At 72.1% G+C, this 16,730-nt stretch carries 14 protein-coding genes; 6 read left to right on the forward strand and 8 right to left on the reverse strand.

Annotated features, from left to right (window positions below; translation table 11 throughout):
- Nucleotides 1-2: 2 nt before the first annotated feature.
- The 3 genes from OG928_RS13225 to OG928_RS13235 all read right to left on the reverse strand — a co-directional run bounded on the left by OG928_RS13225 (nt 3) and on the right by OG928_RS13235 (nt 4,138).
- Complete coding sequence (locus tag OG928_RS13225) at nt 3-2,372, reverse strand: DUF5682 family protein (protein ID WP_406283334.1); 2,370 nt, start codon at nt 2,370-2,372, stop codon at nt 3-5.
- A complete protein-coding gene (locus OG928_RS13230; protein ID WP_406283336.1) occupies nt 2,372-3,481 on the reverse strand; it encodes an AAA family ATPase in 1,110 nt (369 codons plus the stop codon). The genes OG928_RS13225 and OG928_RS13230 overlap by 1 nt, the downstream gene beginning before the upstream one ends.
- Before the next feature lie 81 nt (nt 3,482-3,562).
- Complete coding sequence (locus OG928_RS13235; RefSeq protein WP_406283338.1) at nt 3,563-4,138, reverse strand: Uma2 family endonuclease; 576 nt, start codon at nt 4,136-4,138, stop codon at nt 3,563-3,565.
- Nucleotides 4,139-4,318: 180 nt separating this feature from the next.
- Here OG928_RS13235 and OG928_RS13240 point away from each other — a divergent pair, with 180 nt between their 5' ends.
- Entirely contained in the window at nt 4,319-4,900 is a 582-nt protein-coding gene (locus tag OG928_RS13240) for a Uma2 family endonuclease (protein WP_406283340.1), read from the forward strand.
- A gap of 103 nt (nt 4,901-5,003) precedes the next feature.
- Here OG928_RS13240 and OG928_RS13245 read toward each other — a convergent pair whose 3' ends face one another.
- The 3 genes from OG928_RS13245 to OG928_RS13255 all read right to left on the reverse strand — a co-directional run bounded on the left by OG928_RS13245 (nt 5,004) and on the right by OG928_RS13255 (nt 8,411).
- Nucleotides 5,004-6,482 carry a DUF5691 domain-containing protein gene (locus tag OG928_RS13245; RefSeq protein ID WP_406283341.1) on the reverse strand — a complete coding sequence of 493 codons (1,479 nt, stop codon included), beginning with the start codon at nt 6,480-6,482 and terminating at the stop codon, nt 5,004-5,006.
- Between the two features lie 90 nt (nt 6,483-6,572).
- Complete coding sequence (locus OG928_RS13250) at nt 6,573-7,925, reverse strand: SWIM zinc finger family protein (RefSeq protein WP_406283343.1); 1,353 nt, start codon at nt 7,923-7,925, stop codon at nt 6,573-6,575.
- Between the two features lie 75 nt (nt 7,926-8,000).
- Complete coding sequence (locus tag OG928_RS13255) at nt 8,001-8,411, reverse strand: cobalamin B12-binding domain-containing protein (RefSeq protein ID WP_406283345.1); 411 nt, start codon at nt 8,409-8,411, stop codon at nt 8,001-8,003.
- Nucleotides 8,412-8,792: 381 nt separating this feature from the next.
- Between OG928_RS13255 and OG928_RS13260 the strand changes: the two genes are divergently transcribed.
- From OG928_RS13260 to OG928_RS13270, 3 genes are all read left to right on the forward strand, one after another.
- On the forward strand, nt 8,793-9,626 hold the full coding sequence (locus OG928_RS13260) for an esterase/lipase family protein (RefSeq protein ID WP_406283347.1): 834 nt from the start codon (nt 8,793-8,795) through the stop codon (nt 9,624-9,626).
- 89 nt (nt 9,627-9,715) lie between these two features.
- Entirely contained in the window at nt 9,716-11,353 is a 1,638-nt protein-coding gene (locus OG928_RS13265) for a M23 family metallopeptidase (protein ID WP_406283349.1), read from the forward strand.
- Nucleotides 11,354-12,061: 708 nt separating this feature from the next.
- Nucleotides 12,062-12,967, forward strand: a complete 906-nt coding sequence (locus OG928_RS13270; protein WP_406283351.1) for a glutathione S-transferase family protein — start codon at nt 12,062-12,064, stop codon at nt 12,965-12,967.
- 105 nt (nt 12,968-13,072) lie between these two features.
- Here OG928_RS13270 and OG928_RS13275 read toward each other — a convergent pair whose 3' ends face one another.
- On the reverse strand, nt 13,073-13,375 hold the full coding sequence (locus OG928_RS13275; protein WP_406283353.1) for a hypothetical protein: 303 nt from the start codon (nt 13,373-13,375) through the stop codon (nt 13,073-13,075).
- Nucleotides 13,372-14,649 (reverse strand): PspC domain-containing protein, encoded by a 1,278-nt coding sequence (locus OG928_RS13280; protein ID WP_406283355.1) that lies wholly within the window; start codon nt 14,647-14,649, stop codon nt 13,372-13,374. The genes OG928_RS13275 and OG928_RS13280 overlap by 4 nt, the downstream gene beginning before the upstream one ends.
- A gap of 133 nt (nt 14,650-14,782) precedes the next feature.
- Between OG928_RS13280 and OG928_RS13285 the strand changes: the two genes are divergently transcribed.
- Complete coding sequence (locus tag OG928_RS13285) at nt 14,783-16,045, forward strand: PspC domain-containing protein (RefSeq protein ID WP_406283357.1); 1,263 nt, start codon at nt 14,783-14,785, stop codon at nt 16,043-16,045.
- Nucleotides 16,042-16,719, forward strand: coding sequence for a response regulator (locus OG928_RS13290; protein WP_406283359.1), 678 nt, complete (start codon nt 16,042-16,044; stop codon nt 16,717-16,719). The genes OG928_RS13285 and OG928_RS13290 overlap by 4 nt, the downstream gene beginning before the upstream one ends.
- Nucleotides 16,720-16,730 lie beyond the last annotated feature (11 nt).

The following is a 16,730-nucleotide window of genomic DNA, read 5'->3' on the forward strand; positions in this document are numbered from 1 at the left end:
CCTCATGAGATCGACGCGTTCGAGCGGCCGAGACCGAGGATCTCGGCAAGCAACGGCAGTACGGCGTCGGCGCGTTCGGTGTCGAACAGGTCGGCGGTCGCGGCCGGCGCCGGGATGCGCGACGGGGTGCGGACCCGCTCGCCCAGGGTGCGGCGCTCGGCCGCGGCGAAGGTCGAGAACGTGCGGCGCAGGAGCGGCAGGATCTCCGTGAACAGGTCGGCCGGCGTGGTCGCGATCCACTCGTCGACCAGGGTCGTCAGTCGGTCGTCGTGGATGAGCAGCATGCCGCCGCCCGCGAGGAATCCTTCGATCCAGGCGGCCGATTCGCGGTGCGGAACGCCCCTGGTCAGTGCTCGGGCCAGCCGTGGGGCGGCCGCCTCGGAGTCGAGTCGGCCCAGGTCGAGCAGGATCCGGGTGGCCCGCCCGGTGAGCAGGCCCGGGAGGTTCTCGCGGTCGGCGAGGCGGCCCAGGGTCGCGTACCACTCGTCTTTCTGACCGTCCGTCAAGAGCTGTACGGCGGTGTGCACGTCGTCGAGCCGGCGGCGCATCTCCTTGGCGCCGTCGTCGTCGAGGCCGGCGCACGCGGGGAGCAGGCCGACACAGATCCGGACCACGAGGCCGTCCACGACGGTCGCGAGCGCGGACGTGTCGGTGCCGCGTACGTCGCCGTAGCGCAGCGCGCGCACCAGGCCCGGCAGGGCCTCGGCGAGCCGGCCGACGTCGGTGTCGAGCGCGGCGCGCTGGTCCAGCACCCGCATGATCACCGGCAGCGCGTCGGGCAGGTCGGCGCGCAGGCAGCGCTCGGCGACGTCGGTCACGTCGGCGAGCGAGTCGGCCCGGATCGCGAGGTCGGCCGCGCGGGCTCCGGCAGCGGCGACCACGGTGGTCCCCCACACGCCGGCCTCGGCGACCCGGATCGCGAGTTCGGGCTGCCAGTCCAGGCGCCAGGTCTCGCGGAAGGTGCCCTTGCTCTCGCGCGCGCGTGCGGGCACGCCCCACGGGATGTCGAGCAGGGCGAGCCGGTTGAGCAGGCGGCTGCGGTCGGCGTGCGATTCCTTGCGCAGGTCGAGTTCGAGTTTGCGGGCGAGGGGTTCGGGCTTGATCCGGAGTCGGCGCTGTTCGCGGGACAGGTCGCGCTGGAGCGGTACGGCGGGCACCGTGTCCGGAACCTCGCCGATCACGTCGCCGACCACGAGGGCGTCGTGGACCAGCGTCAGCGGGCCGTCCACGCCGTCGCACATCACCGCGCGGACGGCCTCGATCGTCTCGTCCAGGCCGGCCAGCGGGCGCCCGCGCAGCGCCGCCAGCGCGGCCGCGTGCCGGGTGGCCTCGATGACGTGCGCCGAGGACACGGGATGCCCGGCCTCGCGCAGCAGGGACGCGATCCGGACGAACCAGCGGGGCAGCAGCTCGCTCTCGTCGGCGTTGGCGTACAGGTGCCGGTACCAGCCCGGCGAGGCGACGCCGGCGCCGTAGCCGGAGCTCTGGGCGAGCCGCCGGTGGGTCCACGGCACCCACGTGGTCTCGACCTTGACCTTGGCCTTGTGCGGTGCGAGCAGCGCGCGGTCGGCGGCGGCCGTGGGCATCGTGGCGAGCGCGGGCATGTGCCAGGCACCGCACACCACGGCGATCCGGCCGTGGCCGGCCCGGCGCGCGGAACGGATCGACTGGCGCATGTGCGCTTCGCGCAGCCGCTCGACGTCGGCCTCGTCCGAACTCGCGGACTCGTCCTCGCGCAGCGCGGCCATCGCGTCGCCGAGGGCCCGGAAGGGCGTCAGCGCGTCGGTGCCGGTGGGCAGTCGATGCTCGATGACGTCCTCCCACCAGCGCTCGGGGTCGTCCTGGCCGGCGAGCCGGGCCAGGGCGGCGATGGGATCGACGCGGGCCGGCTCCGGGCCGGCTTCGGGGTCGCCGGCCGCGCCCTGGCTCTCGCCTTCGCCCGACTCCCGGCCCGACTTCTCCTCGTCGGCGGATTGCTCGTCGGCGGATTGTTCGCGGGCGGATTGTTCCTGGGCCTGTTCCTTGCGGGCCCGGTCGAGCGCGAACGTCACGGCGACCGGCAGGTCGATGAACCGCACCGGCACGCCGTGGTCGGTCGCGTATCGGATCGCCACCCACTCGGGACTGAAGTCGGCGTACGGCCAGAAGCCGGCCTGCGCGGGGTCGTCGATCGCGTGCGCGAGCAACGCGACGGGCGGGCGCATGTCGGGGTCGGCCGCGAACGACAGCAGCACGTCGGCCTCGGGCGGGCCCTCGATCAGCACGACGTCCGGCTCGATCTGCGCGAGCGCGGCGGCGACGGCCCGGGCCGAGCCGGGCCCATGGTGTCGGACGCCGAGCAGAAACGGTTGCCCGGAAGGGGAGTTCGGCATCACGCGCGGTCCGCGTCGCGGCAGGCCCGATAGAAGTCCTGCCACTCCGCGCGCGGGCGCACGGCCGTCTCCAGGTATTCGCGCCAGACCAGGGTGTCGGCGGCCGGGTCCTTGACGACCGCGCCCAGGATCCCCGCGGCGACGTCCGCCGAACGCAGCACGCCGTCGCCGAAGTGCGCGGCCAGCGCGAGCCCGCCGGTCACCACGGAGATCGCCTCGGCGGTGGACAGCGTCCCGGACGGCGTCTTGAGCCTGGTCCGGCCGTCCTCGGTCAGGCCGCTCCGCAGTTCGCGGAACACCGTTACCACGCGCCGGAGTTCGGCCTCGGCACTGGCCACCGGCGGCAGGTCGAGCGAGGATCCGAGCTGGGCGACCCGGCGGCTGACGATGTCCACCTCGGCGTCCGCGGTCGCGGGCAGCGGCAGCACGACGGTGTTGAACCGGCGGCGCAGCGCGGAGGACAGGTCGTTGACGCCGCGGTCGCGGTCGTTGGCGGTCGCGATCAGGTTGAAGCCGCGGACGGCCTGCACCTCGTCGTTCAACTCCGGTACGGGCAAGGTCTTTTCGGACAGGATCGTGATCAGCGAATCCTGCACGTCGGCCGGGATGCGGGTCAGTTCCTCGACCCGGGCGACCAGCCCGTGGCTCATCGCGCGCATCACCGGACCGGCCACCATCGCGGCGCGGCTGGGCCCGTGCGCGAGCAGCTGGGCGTAGTTCCAGCCGTAGCGGATGGCCTCCTCCGGCGTCCCGGCGGTGCCTTGGACCAGCAGCGTCGAGTCGCCGCACACGGCGGCGGCGAGATGCTCGGACACCCACGTCTTGGCCGTCCCGGGCACGCCGAGCAGCAGCAGCGCGCGGTCGGTCGCGAGCGTGGTGACGGCGACCTCGATGATCCGGCGCGGCCCGATGTACTTGGGCGAGATCACGGTTCCGTCGGGAAGCGTCCCACCGAGCAGATAGGTCGCGACGGCCCACGGCGACAGCTTCCACCGAGGCGGTCGCGGCCGCTCGTCGGCTGCGGCGAGTGCCGCGAGTTCATCGGCGAACGCGTCCTCGGCATGCGCCCGAAGCACGACCTGCTCAACCGGTTCAGCGGACACAGTCACAGCGGCTCCCCCATGGCTCGAACAAACCCGAACAGAGCCAATCCTGCCGCCCGGGTCTGACACTTCGGGGTGCCGCGGAGGTCACAAGTGATCGAGCATGAAACCGGTATCGACCGTCACTTCGAACGGCGCCGGCAGCCGCACCGGGGTGCCGGCCCTGATCCGTCCGGTGTACGTGTACCGCCCGTCCACGGGCTCGAAGCGGACGACCACCTCGTGCGTTTCGCGGTCGACGACCAACATCACCGGCACTTCGGCCCGGGCGTACTCCGCCGACTTCTCGATCAGGTCCACGCGGCGCGCGCGGCCGGAGGTCACCTCGACGAACATCCATACGCCGGAAGTCGATTCCGCCTCCCCGGCCCGAAGTTCAGCCCTCGCAACGGGGTCCAGGACGGCGAGGTCGGGGATCCGTTCGACGCCGTCCCCCAAGACGAACGCCACACCTTCGCGGAGGACGATTCCGCCCGGAAGCAGCGGTTCGAGCGCGCGCCCGAACTCGGTGAGCACCTTCGCCTCCCACGCGTCGGGCTTCTCGCGCAGAACCAGCCCCTGAGCGGAAGCCTCACAGCGCACACCGTCAGAAAGCCCATCCAAGGCACGCAGCATGCGCAGTGCCTTCAGTCGCGACTCACCCAGCCAATCGGGTTCGGTCATGATTCGGTCCTCTCCGAAAGGGCCCCGGTTACGTCAGCCCATTCGTAGCGGTGCCGCCAATTCTGCGATCCTCCATCCGCCGCAGACCCCTCGTACGAGTGACATCGAGCAGATCTCGGCCATTTCGGGCAATTCTGCCCCCCATTGTCCCGGGGTCCATTTGACGCAGGGAGGCCGCCGGTGATCACGCAGGCGCTGCCGGAATGGTTCTACCCCGGGCCCGAAGGTGGCTGGACAGCCGATGATCTCGATCGGCTTCCACCCGAAGCTCCGCGTCGGATAGAGCTGATCCACGGAGCACTCATCGTGACGTCACCGCAGTCGCTGTTTCACATGAAGGTTGTGAACAGGCTGAACAGCACCCTCGAAGCGCAGGTTCCGGCGACTCTCTTCGTTGCCCGCGAGATGACGTTGCGCCTGGGGCGGCGGTCCCGGCCGGAGCCCGACGTGATGGTTGTGGACGCCGCCTCTGCGCAGAGTTCGGAATTGACCGCGTTCGAGGCTGGCGATGTCAGCCTCGCCGTCGAGGTCGTGTCGCCCGAGTCGGAGGAACGTGACCGCGAGGTAAAGCCGGGGCTCTATGCCAAGGCGGGCATCCCACATTTCTGGCGGATCGAGAAGGACACGGGTCGTTCCGTGCTGTACGTCTACGAACTCGATCCCGCGACCCACGCGTACGTGGCGACCGGAGTGCATCGAGGTGTCATGAAGCTCGATGTGCCCTTCCCCCTCGTGGTGGACGTGCCCGCGCTGTACCCGTGAACCCATTGGCCACTGGGCACCGTGGATATCCAGACCGCAAGCCACTACCAGCCCAGCCGGCGCCTGGGGACGAAGCGCGGCGCTCGGGGGGCGCGCGATCGGGCTACCGGCCCAGGAGTTCTCCCCGCATCGTGGCGCGGTAGCGGAGTGTGTCGGCCAGGGTGCGGAACGCCTTGGGCCATTCGCCGTCGCCCTCGGCCAGTTGTTCCACCCGGTCGACCAGCGTCGGGTCCAGGCCGCGGCCGGCCACGTCGCGGGCGCCGCTGAAGCTCCACGGGTAGCCGCCGCCCTTGGCGGCCGTCGCGAACGCGTCCAGGACCGCGTCGCCGAGCGTCGCGGGCCACGGGGTCGGGCAGTTGGTCAGCAGTTGCAGCGCCTCGGACAGGCCGTGCGCGGCGATGTGCCGGGCCACGTGCTCGGCGCACTCGGCCGCGGGCAGGACCGTCAGCAGGCGGGTCGGCGCGCCGCGACCGGCGAGCGCCCTGGCCCACGCGACGTCGCGCTGCTGTACCGCCGCGCGTGCCCAGCCGTCCCGGACGTCCTCGGCGAACCGCCGCGGCAGCGTACGCGCCACGATCTCCTCCGGGGTCTCCCCGAACACGTCCGCCCACTCCGCGAGCGGGGTCGCCGCGACGATCTCGCCGAGCCACCACGAATGGTCCTCGCGCCCGGTCGGCGAGGTCTCCGCGATCCCGTCCCGCCGCATCGCGTCGTCGCACTCGGTCGGCGGCACCACGAGCACGCGCCCCGCCTCGCCCGGTCGCAGGCAGGCCCGGGCCCGCGCGCGCATCCGGGCCGCGTAGGCCGCCGCCGGCAGCTCGGTCAGCAGCCGCGCCGCCTCGATCCGGACCACCTTGGCCCGATCGTCCAACGCCGCCTCCAGGAAACCCTCGTCGGCCGCCGCGAGGCCGGTGCGCAAGGCCGCCACGAACACCGCGCGGTCCTCCGCCGACTCCGCGCGCCAGGTCTGCTCGAGAAGTCCCCGGGCCGCGTCCGCGTCGTCGCCGCGCAACGCCTTGAACGCGGCGAGCCGCTCGCCGAACTGCCCGTGCCGCCAGAGCGCCACGGGATCGTCGCCGGCCCCCGCCGCGATCCGGGTCAGCCACGCCCAGTCGGGATTGAGCCCCGCGAGCCAGCGCCCGCGCGGTCCCGCGAGGTCGGCCACCGTCTCGCGCAGATCCGTCCGCGACCGGGCGGCCGTCAGCAACGCGGGCAGCTCGGACTCGGGCGCGCGCAGGCCCGCCGTCCGGGCGAGCGCGAGCCACTCCGGCAGGAAGTCCATCCCGTCACCGTCGAGCAGGATCCGCAGCCGCACCCGCGCCGCCTCCGGCACGGTCGGTCGCGGGTCCACCTCGGTACACGGCGCCGGTGGCGCACCCGCGGGGGCACGCCGGCCCGCGCGTCGATGCACCATCACGATCGCGGCCAGGTCGAGCAGCCGAACGGCCTCGTCCGTACGGTCCACACGCGCGGCCAGTGCGCCGAGCGCGCCGTCCGCCGGTAGGTCGGCGGCCTGCCGCCGACCGGTTCCCACCAATGCCGCCGAAACGAGGTCGTCCCACACCGGATCCGCCACCCGCATCCGAACTCCCTTTCAGAACACGCCGATCGGCGGCCCGAAGCGGCCGTCGGGTTCGTTTTCGGTATTGCTCGCGGTGTCGTGTCGCCCCGGCTACAGCTGGATGGCCCGGCCCTCGTGCCACGCCGTCACGGGCACGAAGCCGCGCGCGCCGTACTCGCCGAACACCGTCAGCCCCGTGCCGCCCGACATCGCGGACAGCCGCCACAGCGCCTGCTCTCCGGTCCGCGCGCGATCCACCGGCAGCCAGAAGCCGTCCGCGCCCGCGATCCGCCAGCCCATCGGCTCCGGAACCGCGACCACGTCGGCCAGCACCACCGGCCACGCCTCCAGCCACGGCTCGCTGCGCAGCGCCTCGGCGTAGCCCAGAGTGGCCTGCTCGGGACCGACGCCCTCCGGCTCCGGGGCCTCCATGGGAGCCTCGGTCCGATCGCCGAGCGCGGCCCGCAACGGCACGGCGGCGTCGTGGAACGCGGCGTCGGCCTCGATCGATCGGCCCACGGGCAGGGCGAGTTGCGGCGCCCGCCCCTGCGGCCCGAAGGCGAGGACCAGGGCCGGCCGGCCCGTCTCCGTGCCCCGCAGCCAGATCCGACGCTCCGTCAGACCACCGTCCGTACTGTCCCTGCTGCCGAGCACCAGCCACCGATCCCGTACGACCGTGCCCGCGTCGCGAGCCCGCCGCAGCACGTCCTCCGCGTCCACCGTCCAACCGATCCGGGCCCGCAGGCCGGCCGCCAGGGCCGGATCCAGGTCGTCGGCGTGCTCGTGGGCACGCAGCAACAGCCACAGCTCGGCGTAGTCCTCCAGGAGCCGGCCGGGCCACCCCTCGGCCCCCGACGCCGGTATCGCCCCGGCCGCGCGCAGCCGGGCCGCGAGGCCGGGGGCCTTGGCGTCGACCATCCGCTCGGCGATGCCGTCCCACATCGCGTAGCCCTCGCGCTCGGTGCCCGCCAGGCCCTGATGGACTCGGTCGGCGAGCCAGCGACGCAGTCGCTCGGCCCCCTCGCCGACCTGGGCGGCGCGTTGTTCGGCCCGGCGCCGGGCGGCGGCGGGATCGACGAGCGTGGGACCGGCCGCGGCGGCCTTCTCGGCCCGCTCGCGCCGCGCGGTCAGCCACGTGTCGGCCCAGTCGGGAGCGGACGCGCCGGCGACGACGGTCGCCGGGTCCGCCGCCCACAGGAGCAGCAGCCCGAGCACGTGTTTGCAGGGGAACTTGCGGCTGGGACACGAGCATTGCGACGCGGGGCCCCCGAGATCGACGACCGTGCGATACGGCGTCGACCCGCTCCCCGCGCAGACGCCCCATACCGCGCCGACGCCGCCTTCCGGCTCCGCGCAGCCCGTGTCCGACCACGGTCGCGGAATCGCGAGTTTGTCCCCGGCCTTGCGTGACGCGGCGTCAGGAGCGAGTGCCAGCACTTGTTCTGCGGTCCACCGTTCCAGCATGACCGTCACGGTACGGGGCCGCACCGACAGCCGCGCGCGGCCAATGCCGCGCCGGCCCCGCGTGGGCGTCGTCGCTTACGCGGGTGTCGTGGCCACGTGCGCGCGCACCCAGTCGACGATGTCCGTCGTGGGCGCGCCCGGCGTGAACACCGCGGCGACGCCGAGCCGTTCGAGCTCGGGCACGTCCTCCGGCGGGATGATTCCGCCGCCGAACACCAGGATGTCCTCGGCCTCGCGCTCCTTGAGCAGCTCGATGACCTTGGCGAAGAGCGTCATGTGCGCGCCGGAGAGCACCGAGAGGCCGATCGCGTCGGCGTCCTCCTGGATCGCGGTCTCCACGATCTGGATCGGGGTCTGGTGCAGTCCGGTGTAGACGACCTCGAAGCCCGCGTCGCGCAGCGCGCGCGCCACCACCTTGACGCCGCGATCGTGTCCGTCCAGGCCGGGCTTGGCCACGACGATCCTGATCGGTCCGGGAACACCCATCACTGCCTCCATGTACTTGGCCGAGCCCTCGCCCGGAGCGTAACCCGCGCCGGGCATCGCCTGCGGTACGTGGTCTTGCGGTTGCCCTTGTGAACCGATTGATCTGATTGGTTCCTTTGGTTCCGTTGGTTGGATTGGTTCCGTCGGTTGGATTGGGTCGAGTCGGGTTGGGTTTGGCTGGGTCGGATTGGGTCGGATTGGGTTCGATTGGCGGCGGATTGTCGTCGGTGCCGTGAAGTCCCTTTCCATGGGCGAGTACTGAATGACCGTCATGTTTGTTAACAGCCCGTTTCGTCCGCGTGTCGTCGGGGATACCGACGAGTAGGTGCTTCGTGTCGTTCACACCGGGGCTCTCCATCGTCTCCGCCCGGGAGGCCCCACGTGGTGCTCGCGTTCTCCTCACCCGATCGTCCACCTCGCGCCGCACCCTCCGCCGCGATCGTGCGCGGCGCGGCCCGCGAGTTCGCGTGCATCGCGGAACACCTCGCGCGCTACCCGTCGGGCCTGCTGCCCATGGGCCTGTCCGCCGTCGGTGCGATCGACCCCACCGACCCGCCGCCGATCGACGCGTGCGAACGGCTGCCGGTCGTACTCGTGCACGGCCTCGCCGACAACCGGTCGATCTTCGGCGCGCTGCGCCGCGGGCTGGCGCGCGCGGGCTGTACCGACGTGCACGCGGTCAACCACAACCCGGTCGGCGGGGACGTCCAGGGGAAGGCGGCCCTGCTCGGCCGTCACATCGAGGACGTATGCGAGCGCACCGGCGCCGACGGCGTACACGTGATCGGGCACAGCCTCGGCGGCCTGATCGCCCGCTACCACGCGCAACGGCTCGGCGGCGACGCGCTGGTGCGCACCGTGGTGACCCTGGGGACGCCGCACCACGGCACCCGGACGGCGCGGCTGCTGAGCGCGCACCCGTTGGTCCGCCAACTGCTCCCGGACAGCCCGGTGATCGCCGAGCTGGCCGAACCGGCACCGGGCTGTGCAACGCGGTTCGTCGCCTTCTGGGGTGATCTCGACCCGTTCGTACTGCCGTTGTGCTCGGGAGCGATCGACCACCCGGACCTCGACGCGACGAACGTCCTGGTTCCCGGCGCGGGACACGTGACACTCGTGGCGCACCGGCCCGTGGTGGACGAGATCACCCGATTGTTGTCGGCCGCCGAATCCGTCCCGGCCGCCGTGAACCTCGTCACCCGCTCGGCCGCCTGACCTGCGGACCTTCCTACGAGGATTGTCCTGCGAACGTCAGGAGCACTACAGTCCGATTCCGACCAGCCCCCGAGACGAAGGCGACGTAGGTGACGGACGTTCGCTATCCGAGCGAGGATCAGCAGGGTCGCTTCGTACCGGAAGTCGAGGGTGCGTACTCCCCTTACGACTCGTCCGGCTCGCCGCAAGGCGGTTACGACCACGGGTACGACCAGGCTCCCGGCTACGCCGCGGACATGTACTCGAGCGGTGGCTACGCCGCGGTCGACGCCTCGGGCACGTGGAGCACCCCGGCCCCTTCGTACGACGCCTACGGCACGCAGTACCAGCAGTACGAGCCCACGCCGGGTTACGACGCGTACGGCCCACCGGCCCAGGAAATGCAGTCGGACGTGTACGGCGGTGGGACCTACGACGGCTACGACGCGTCGGGGTCGTTCCAGGCCTCGGTCCCGTTCCAGGCATCGGGGTCCTTCGACCCGTCGGGTTCGTTCGATCAGTCGGCTTCGTTCCAGGCCTCGGGGTCCTTCGACGTGTCGGGCTCGTACGGCGCGGTCCAGGACGGCGGCGTGTACGGCGCCTACGGCGCGCAGACACAGACGCAGACGTGGGTCGGCGACACGTCGGCGCAGAGTGCGCCGGACGTCCCCTACGTCGACTCGTGGGGCGGCACCTCGAACACCGAGATGTGGTACGCCGCTTCGGACACCGCCGCGTGGGAGTCCGATACCTGGTTGGCCCCCATTCCGGTTCGTGACGACGCCGACATGTGGTCGGGCGGCAACCGTTCGTCGGTCGACCTGTTCGACGACGGCTCGACGCCCGCGCCGGTCGAGCCCGCGTTCGATCTCGGCGAGTACGACATCAGCGTGCCGGCCCGCACCGACATCGCGGACGACGAGGACGACGAGGACGATCGGCCGGACACCGCCGCCGCCGACGCGCAGCCGCTCCCGACGGCCGACAAGGCGCGCGCCAAGCGCAAACCGAAGCCGACCCGGCGCTCGTTCCCGCTCACGGCCGGCGCGCCGCTCGCCGTGATGGGCGCGGCCGCGATGGCCGTCGCCGCGGTCGGTGGGCTGCACACCGCGGGCGCGGAGACGAAGGACGCGGACCCCCTCGCGGGCGCGGGCGGCGAGGACCTGCCGCTGATGTCGCCGATGGACAAGCAGCTCGTGGATCTCCAGGTCGGCGCCGAGGACTTCGCCGAGCGCGCGAGCCGTGCGCAGACCCGGATCTCGCTCCAGGAGCGCCAGGAAGAGGCTCAGCAGGCCCAGGAAGAGGCTCAGCGGGCCCAGGAAGCCGAGCGGAAGCGCAAGGAGGACCTTCGGCCCAAGTACGTGCTGCCGGTGGCGCAGAAGGGCCTCAGCGCGTATTTCGGATCGTCGGGGTCGCGGTGGGCGAACACGCACACCGGCATCGACTTCCCGGTCGACTTGGGAACGCCGGTACTGGCGGTCATGGACGGCGTGGTCCGGACCCAGTCGCACTCGGCCTACGGAAACATGGTGATCCTGACCGCCAAGGACGGCACCGAGACCTGGTACTGCCACCTGACCCGAGCGAAGATCCGGTCGGGCCCGGTCAAGGCGGGCGACGTGATCGGGTACAGCGGGGACACCGGCAATGTCACCGGCCCGCACCTGCACTTCGAGGTCCGCCCGGACGGCGGAGCGCCGATCAACCCACTGTCTTGGCTGAGGGCGAAGGGGTTGGACCCGACCTGAGGGGTGGGTACGGCGAAGCCGGGGAAGCCGAAGGCGCGGGTGCGGTGCGGGAGTGGGAGGCCCGGGTCGCGGGTGCGGCGGGACCTTCTTATTGGGCGGCGGAGCCGCCGGCTCCCGAAGCACCACTTTTGCTCCGCTGGCGCTCCACAAAAGCGGCACTCCGCTCGCACGTCGCTGTCCCTCCGCAAGCTCCGGGCCATCGACGTCATGAAAAGCACAGGCAGCGGCCTCCGGCCGCTCTCCTCGCTGCGCTCGTCGATCACGACCCCGACCCGACCGGTGGGCGCTGACGCGCCAGGACCGCAGCCAAACCCGGCGACCCAGGGCCGGCCCACACGGTAGAACCGCAACCAACCCACCCGATCCCACCCAGCCACACCGGCGGCCACCAGGCCCGACCGGACCCACCGGTCGCCTCTAAAACCGCAGCCTGGGACGCATGACGCAACGGGCGGAGCGGGTGGGTGCAACATCCCAACCCGACCAAGACGCAACCCCAGCGACCCGCACACCGCGCACCAGGCAGCGAGGCCCGACCGGGCCCGCCGGTCGCCTGAAGAACCGCAGCCCGAGACGCATGACGCAACGGGCGGAGCGGGTGGGCGCAACATCCCAACCCGGCCAATGCGCGACCCCAGCGACCGCGCACCACGCGGCAAGAGCGATCCGGTTCGCCCGCGAAGCGGGGACCGCGGTTACGGTGGGTGTATGGCACAGTTCAATGCGGAGACGGGGACGCGCGGGGAGTTCGTGCGGCAGGGCAATCGATTCACCGGGCGGCCCGAGGCCGAGGCCGGGCGGTATCGGTTGGTGGTGTCGCTCGCGTGTCCGTGGGCCCATCGGGCCGTGATCGTGCGGCGGTTGCTCGGGCTGGAGGACGCGCTCGGGATGTCGATCGTGGACCCGATCCGGGACGAGACCGGGTGGCGGTTCACCAACCACCCCGACGGGCGCGATCCGGCGACCGGCCTGGCCTTCCTGGCGGACGCGTACAAGGCCACCGACCCCGACTACTCGGGCCGGGTCACCGTGCCAGCGATCATCGATCTCCACACCGGGCACGTCGTCACCAACGACTACCCGCAGATCACCCTCGACCTGTCCACGCGGTGGACGTCGCTGCATCGCGCGGGCGCGCCCGATCTGTACCCCGAGCACCTGCGCGACGAGATCGACGCGGTGAACGCGGAGGTGTTCCGCGACGTCAACAACGGCGTGTACAAGTGCGGGTTCGCCACCACGCAGGAGTCCTACGAAGAGGCGTTCGAGGCGCTGTTCGCGCGGCTCGACACGCTGGAGAAGCGGTTGGGCGAACAGCGCTACCTGGTGGGCGACTCGATCACCGAGGCGGACATCCGGCTGTTCACCACGCTGGTTCGGTTCGACGCGGTCTATCACGGCCACTTCAAGACCAACCTGCGCAAGCTCACGGAGTATCCGGTCCTGTGGGCCTACGCCCGCGATCTGTTCCAGACGGACGGCTTCGGTGACACGGTCGATTTCGACCACATCAAGCGGCACTACTACGTGACGCACGACGCGATCAATCCGACCGGGATCGTGCCGAAGGGGCCCGACGCCGCGCTGTGGAGCACGCCCCACGGGCGCGATTGAGGTGTTCGGGACGGCTCGGGGGTGCGGGTGGCCCGCTGGCTCGGCTTCGGGACGCGCCGAAGCGCGGGGGAGGCCGGTCGCCTTCCCCCGCACCCGGGTTCGTCACTACTTGGTCAGGTCCACCGTCGGCGGCGTGTACGGCTCGTCCAGGGGCTCCGGCGGCATCGGGGTCCCGATGTGTCGGGTTCCCGGGGCGATCGCCCGGATGACGCCCGCCAGGCCCGCCACGCCCACGCCGATCACGGCGGCGGCCAGGGACCACTCGGCGGATACGGACAGGGCTCCGCCCGCCTGGAGGATGTAGGCGATCGCGATGCCGGTGAAGACCAGGCCGGCGATCAGGGCCATCGGGTCGAAGCGGTACCTGTTCATCGGGGAGTCGCCCTCCATCCGGGTCGCGGGGGTCATCGGGGGTTGCGTCCGTGGTCGCCGTACAGCATCTCGACCTGGCCGACGCCGACCTTCAGGTCGAGGGTGATCGTGCCTCGGGTCGGATCCGCCTGCGGCTTCGTGGTCTCGGTGTGCTCGGGGCGGTAGCCGTGGTTGCCGCCGTCCGGGGTGCGTACGTCGCCGAGGTCCGCGCTGCCCTCGAACACGACCGTGACGTCCTTGGGCACCCACACCTGGATCTGTCCGGCGCCGACCCGGGCCTTGACCGTCGCCCGGCCGCTCGGGCCGAGGTCCAGCTTGCGCAGGTCGATGTCCAGGTCGCCTATGCCCATGCGGTAGGTCTCGGGCACCGACGCGACCGAGGACGGGGTGTACGTGCGCTCCCCCGTCGGGCCGTTCAACGGGACGCTGATCGTGGTGACCGCGGCGAGCAGCGCGGTGAGCACGAGCGCCGGCAGGATCAGCAGCCGGGCCCGGCCCAGGACGGCGCCCGCGAGCAGGCCCAGGCCCACCACACCGAGCAGGATCGAGAGGGCGACCGCGAACGTCACGTCCACCGTGTCGGTGCGGTTGAGCACCCACAGCACGCCGCCGGTGATGGTGGCGACCGACAGGGTGGCCAGGGTGACGTACGAGCGAGGGCGCTTCTGCGGCTCGGGCTTCACGGGCCACGGGACCCCGGGGTCACCGTCGTCGGGGGCCGTGCCCCCGCCGGGCACCTGCCACCACGACGGCGGACCCGCGGTCGCCGCGCCCGGCTCGGCGCCGACCTGGGCCGGCGCGGTCACCATCGCCGCGGCCCCGGCCGCCTGGGCGGCCTCGTTCTTCTTCTTCGTGTCGGACCACACCATGAACAGCACCACGGCGGTGATCATCAGCAGCGGGAAGGACGGGCCGAAGCCCGAGTCCAGGTAGGTGAAGAACAAGGCGACCCCCATGACGGCGACCACCGCGGCGGCCGATGCCCCGTAATCGAACTTCCCGGCGAGGATCCGTCGCAGCACGGGCTGCGCCTCGCCGCGGGCCGGGATCAACAGCCAGCCCAGGCTGTACACCAGCACGCCCACCCCGCCGAACATCGACAGCACCGCGAACACGATGCGGAAGATCACGGGGTCGAGACCGAAATGTTCGCCGAGGCCGCCGCACACGCCCGAGACCATCCGGTCGTCGGTGCTGCGCAGGAGCTGTGGTCGTGTCGTCGTGGGCGCCGCGGACGACCCCGGAGGGCCCGCCGGAGCGTCGCCGGCCCGGCCGCCGGCCGAGTCACCGGGTTTCATGTCGTCGTTCATGGGTCCATCGTGGCGCGTGCCCGGCCGCGTTCCCATCGGGCTCCGCCCTGGTCCACCCCTGGTTCGACCCTGAGAGCGAACCAGGGTCGGGCCCTGATGCGCGGGGGCTTGCCGGCGTGTGACGATCGGTCGTGTGACCGCCGTATACCCGCCGCCCGCCGCGCCAGTTCGGCCCGCGCATCCGATACCCAAGCTGCGGCGCGCCTCCTCCCACCGGCTCGCCGGCGGCGTCGCGCGCGGCCTGTCCGAGCACCTCGGCGTCGAAGTGCTGCTGCTGCGGGTCGCCTTCGTCGCGCTCGCGTTCTTCGCGGGACTGGGCATCGCGCTCTACGCGGCCTTCTGGATCTTCGTACCGCAGGGCAAGGGGTCCGCGTCCCCGCCGATCCGCGAGCGTGGCCGGGAGCGGCACCAGGCGCTCGCGCTGATCATCGTGCTGATCGCGGCGACCATGCTCACCGGGGTGGGCGCGACGACGAGCGGGACCAAGTTCGGGGACTGGATGTGGCCGCTGCTCGTGGCCGGCCCCGGGGTGATCCTGCTGTGGCGGCAGGCCGACGAGTCGCAGCGCAGCCGCTGGTTCTCGCTCGACGGCCGCAGCCGGGTGGCGATCGCGCTGCGCACGTTCATCGGCGCCGCGCTCGTGCTGTCCGGCCTGGTGTTCTTCTCGCTCGGCCGGGGCGGCCTCGGCGACGCGCTCGCGGCGATGCGTGGGGCCGGGCTGCTGCTGGTCGGCCTGCTGGTGATCTTCGGGCCGTACATGCTGCGGCTGACCCGCGACCTCGGCGCCGAGCGCCGGGCCAGGATCCGCGCGCAGGAGCGGGCCGAGGTGGCCGCGCACGTGCACGACTCGGTGCTGCACACGCTCACGCTGATCCAGCGGCAGGTCGAGGACCCGCGCGAGGTGGCCCGGCTCGCCCGCGCCCAGGAGCGCGAGCTGCGGGCGTGGCTGTATCGCCCGGACGGCGAGGAGCCGGACCGCACGTTCGCCGCCTCGCTGCGGCAGACCGCCGCCGAGGTCGAGGACGCGCACGGCGTGTCGATCGAGGTGGTGTGCGTGGGCGACTGCCCCGTGGACGACAAGCTGGCCGCGCTGGTCGCCGCCGCGCGCGAGGCGATGGTCAACGCCGCGAAGTACGCCGGTGGCGCGGCGATCTCGGTGTTCGGCGAGGCCGACGACGACATGGTGACCGTGTTCGTCCGCGACCGCGGGCCCGGTTTCGACCCGGACACCGTGCCCGCCGACCGCCTGGGTGTGCGAGAGTCCGTGATCGGGCGCATGCGCCGCAACGGGGGCGCCGCGAACATCCGCAGCGAACCCGGCGAGGGCACCGAGGTCGAGCTGGAGATGCGCCGGGCCGACGCCGGCCGGGCCGCCGTGGGAAGGACGAACGCGTGAACGCCACCGAGACGAGCACCGAGACCGGCGGGGGGACGCCGCGCGTGCGGGTCGTCCTGGTCGATGACCACCGGATGTTCCGGACCGGCGTGCGCGCCGAGATCGGCGAGGCGGTCGAGGTGGTCGGCGAGGCCGAGGACGTCGCGACCGCGGTGGCCGCCGTCACCGAGACCCGGCCCGACGTAGTGCTGCTCGACGTGCACCTGCCGGGCGGCGGCGGGGTCGAGGTGCTGCGCCAGTGCGCGTCGCTGATCCCCGGCGTGCGCTTCCTCGCGCTGTCGGTGTCCGACGCCGCGGAGGACGTGATCGCGGTGATCCGCGGCGGCGCCCGCGGTTACGTCACGAAGTCGATCACCGGTGAGGAGCTGATCCGGGCGATCGGCCGGGTGGCCGAGGACGACGCGGTGTTCTCGCCGCGGCTCGCGGGCTTCGTGCTGGACGCGTTCGCCGCGACCGACGTACCGCCGATCGACGAGGACCTGGACCGGCTGACCCAGCGCGAGCGCGAGGTGCTGCGGCTGATCGCGCGCGGCTACGCGTACAAGGAGATCGCCCGGCGGTTGGTGATCTCGGTCAAGACGGTGGAGACCCATGTGTCGGCGGTGCTGCGGAAGTTGCAGTTGTCCAACCGGCACGAGCTGACTCGGTGGGCGACCGATCGACGCCTGGTCTGAGGAACCGAAAC

Origin of the sequence: Embleya sp. NBC_00896 (genome assembly GCF_045207785.1) — a bacterium.
In the GTDB taxonomy this organism is placed as follows: domain Bacteria; phylum Actinomycetota; class Actinomycetes; order Streptomycetales; family Streptomycetaceae; genus Embleya.

Coding starts and splice junctions, on each gene's coding strand:
- OG928_RS13250 (WP_406283343.1), bottom strand. CDS start 7,925: ATGCTGGAACGGTGGACCGCAGAACAAGTGCTGGCACTCGCTCCTGAC.
- OG928_RS13275 (WP_406283353.1), bottom strand. CDS start 13,375: ATGACCCCCGCGACCCGGATGGAGGGCGACTCCCCGATGAACAGGTAC.
- OG928_RS13255 (WP_406283345.1), bottom strand. CDS start 8,411: ATGGGTGTTCCCGGACCGATCAGGATCGTCGTGGCCAAGCCCGGCCTG.
- OG928_RS13225 (WP_406283334.1), bottom strand. CDS start 2,372: ATGCCGAACTCCCCTTCCGGGCAACCGTTTCTGCTCGGCGTCCGACAC.
- OG928_RS13245 (WP_406283341.1), bottom strand. CDS start 6,482: ATGCGGGTGGCGGATCCGGTGTGGGACGACCTCGTTTCGGCGGCATTG.
- OG928_RS13280 (WP_406283355.1), bottom strand. CDS start 14,649: ATGAACGACGACATGAAACCCGGTGACTCGGCCGGCGGCCGGGCCGGC.
- OG928_RS13235 (WP_406283338.1), bottom strand. CDS start 4,138: ATGACCGAACCCGATTGGCTGGGTGAGTCGCGACTGAAGGCACTGCGC.
- OG928_RS13270 (WP_406283351.1), top strand. CDS start 12,062: ATGGCACAGTTCAATGCGGAGACGGGGACGCGCGGGGAGTTCGTGCGG.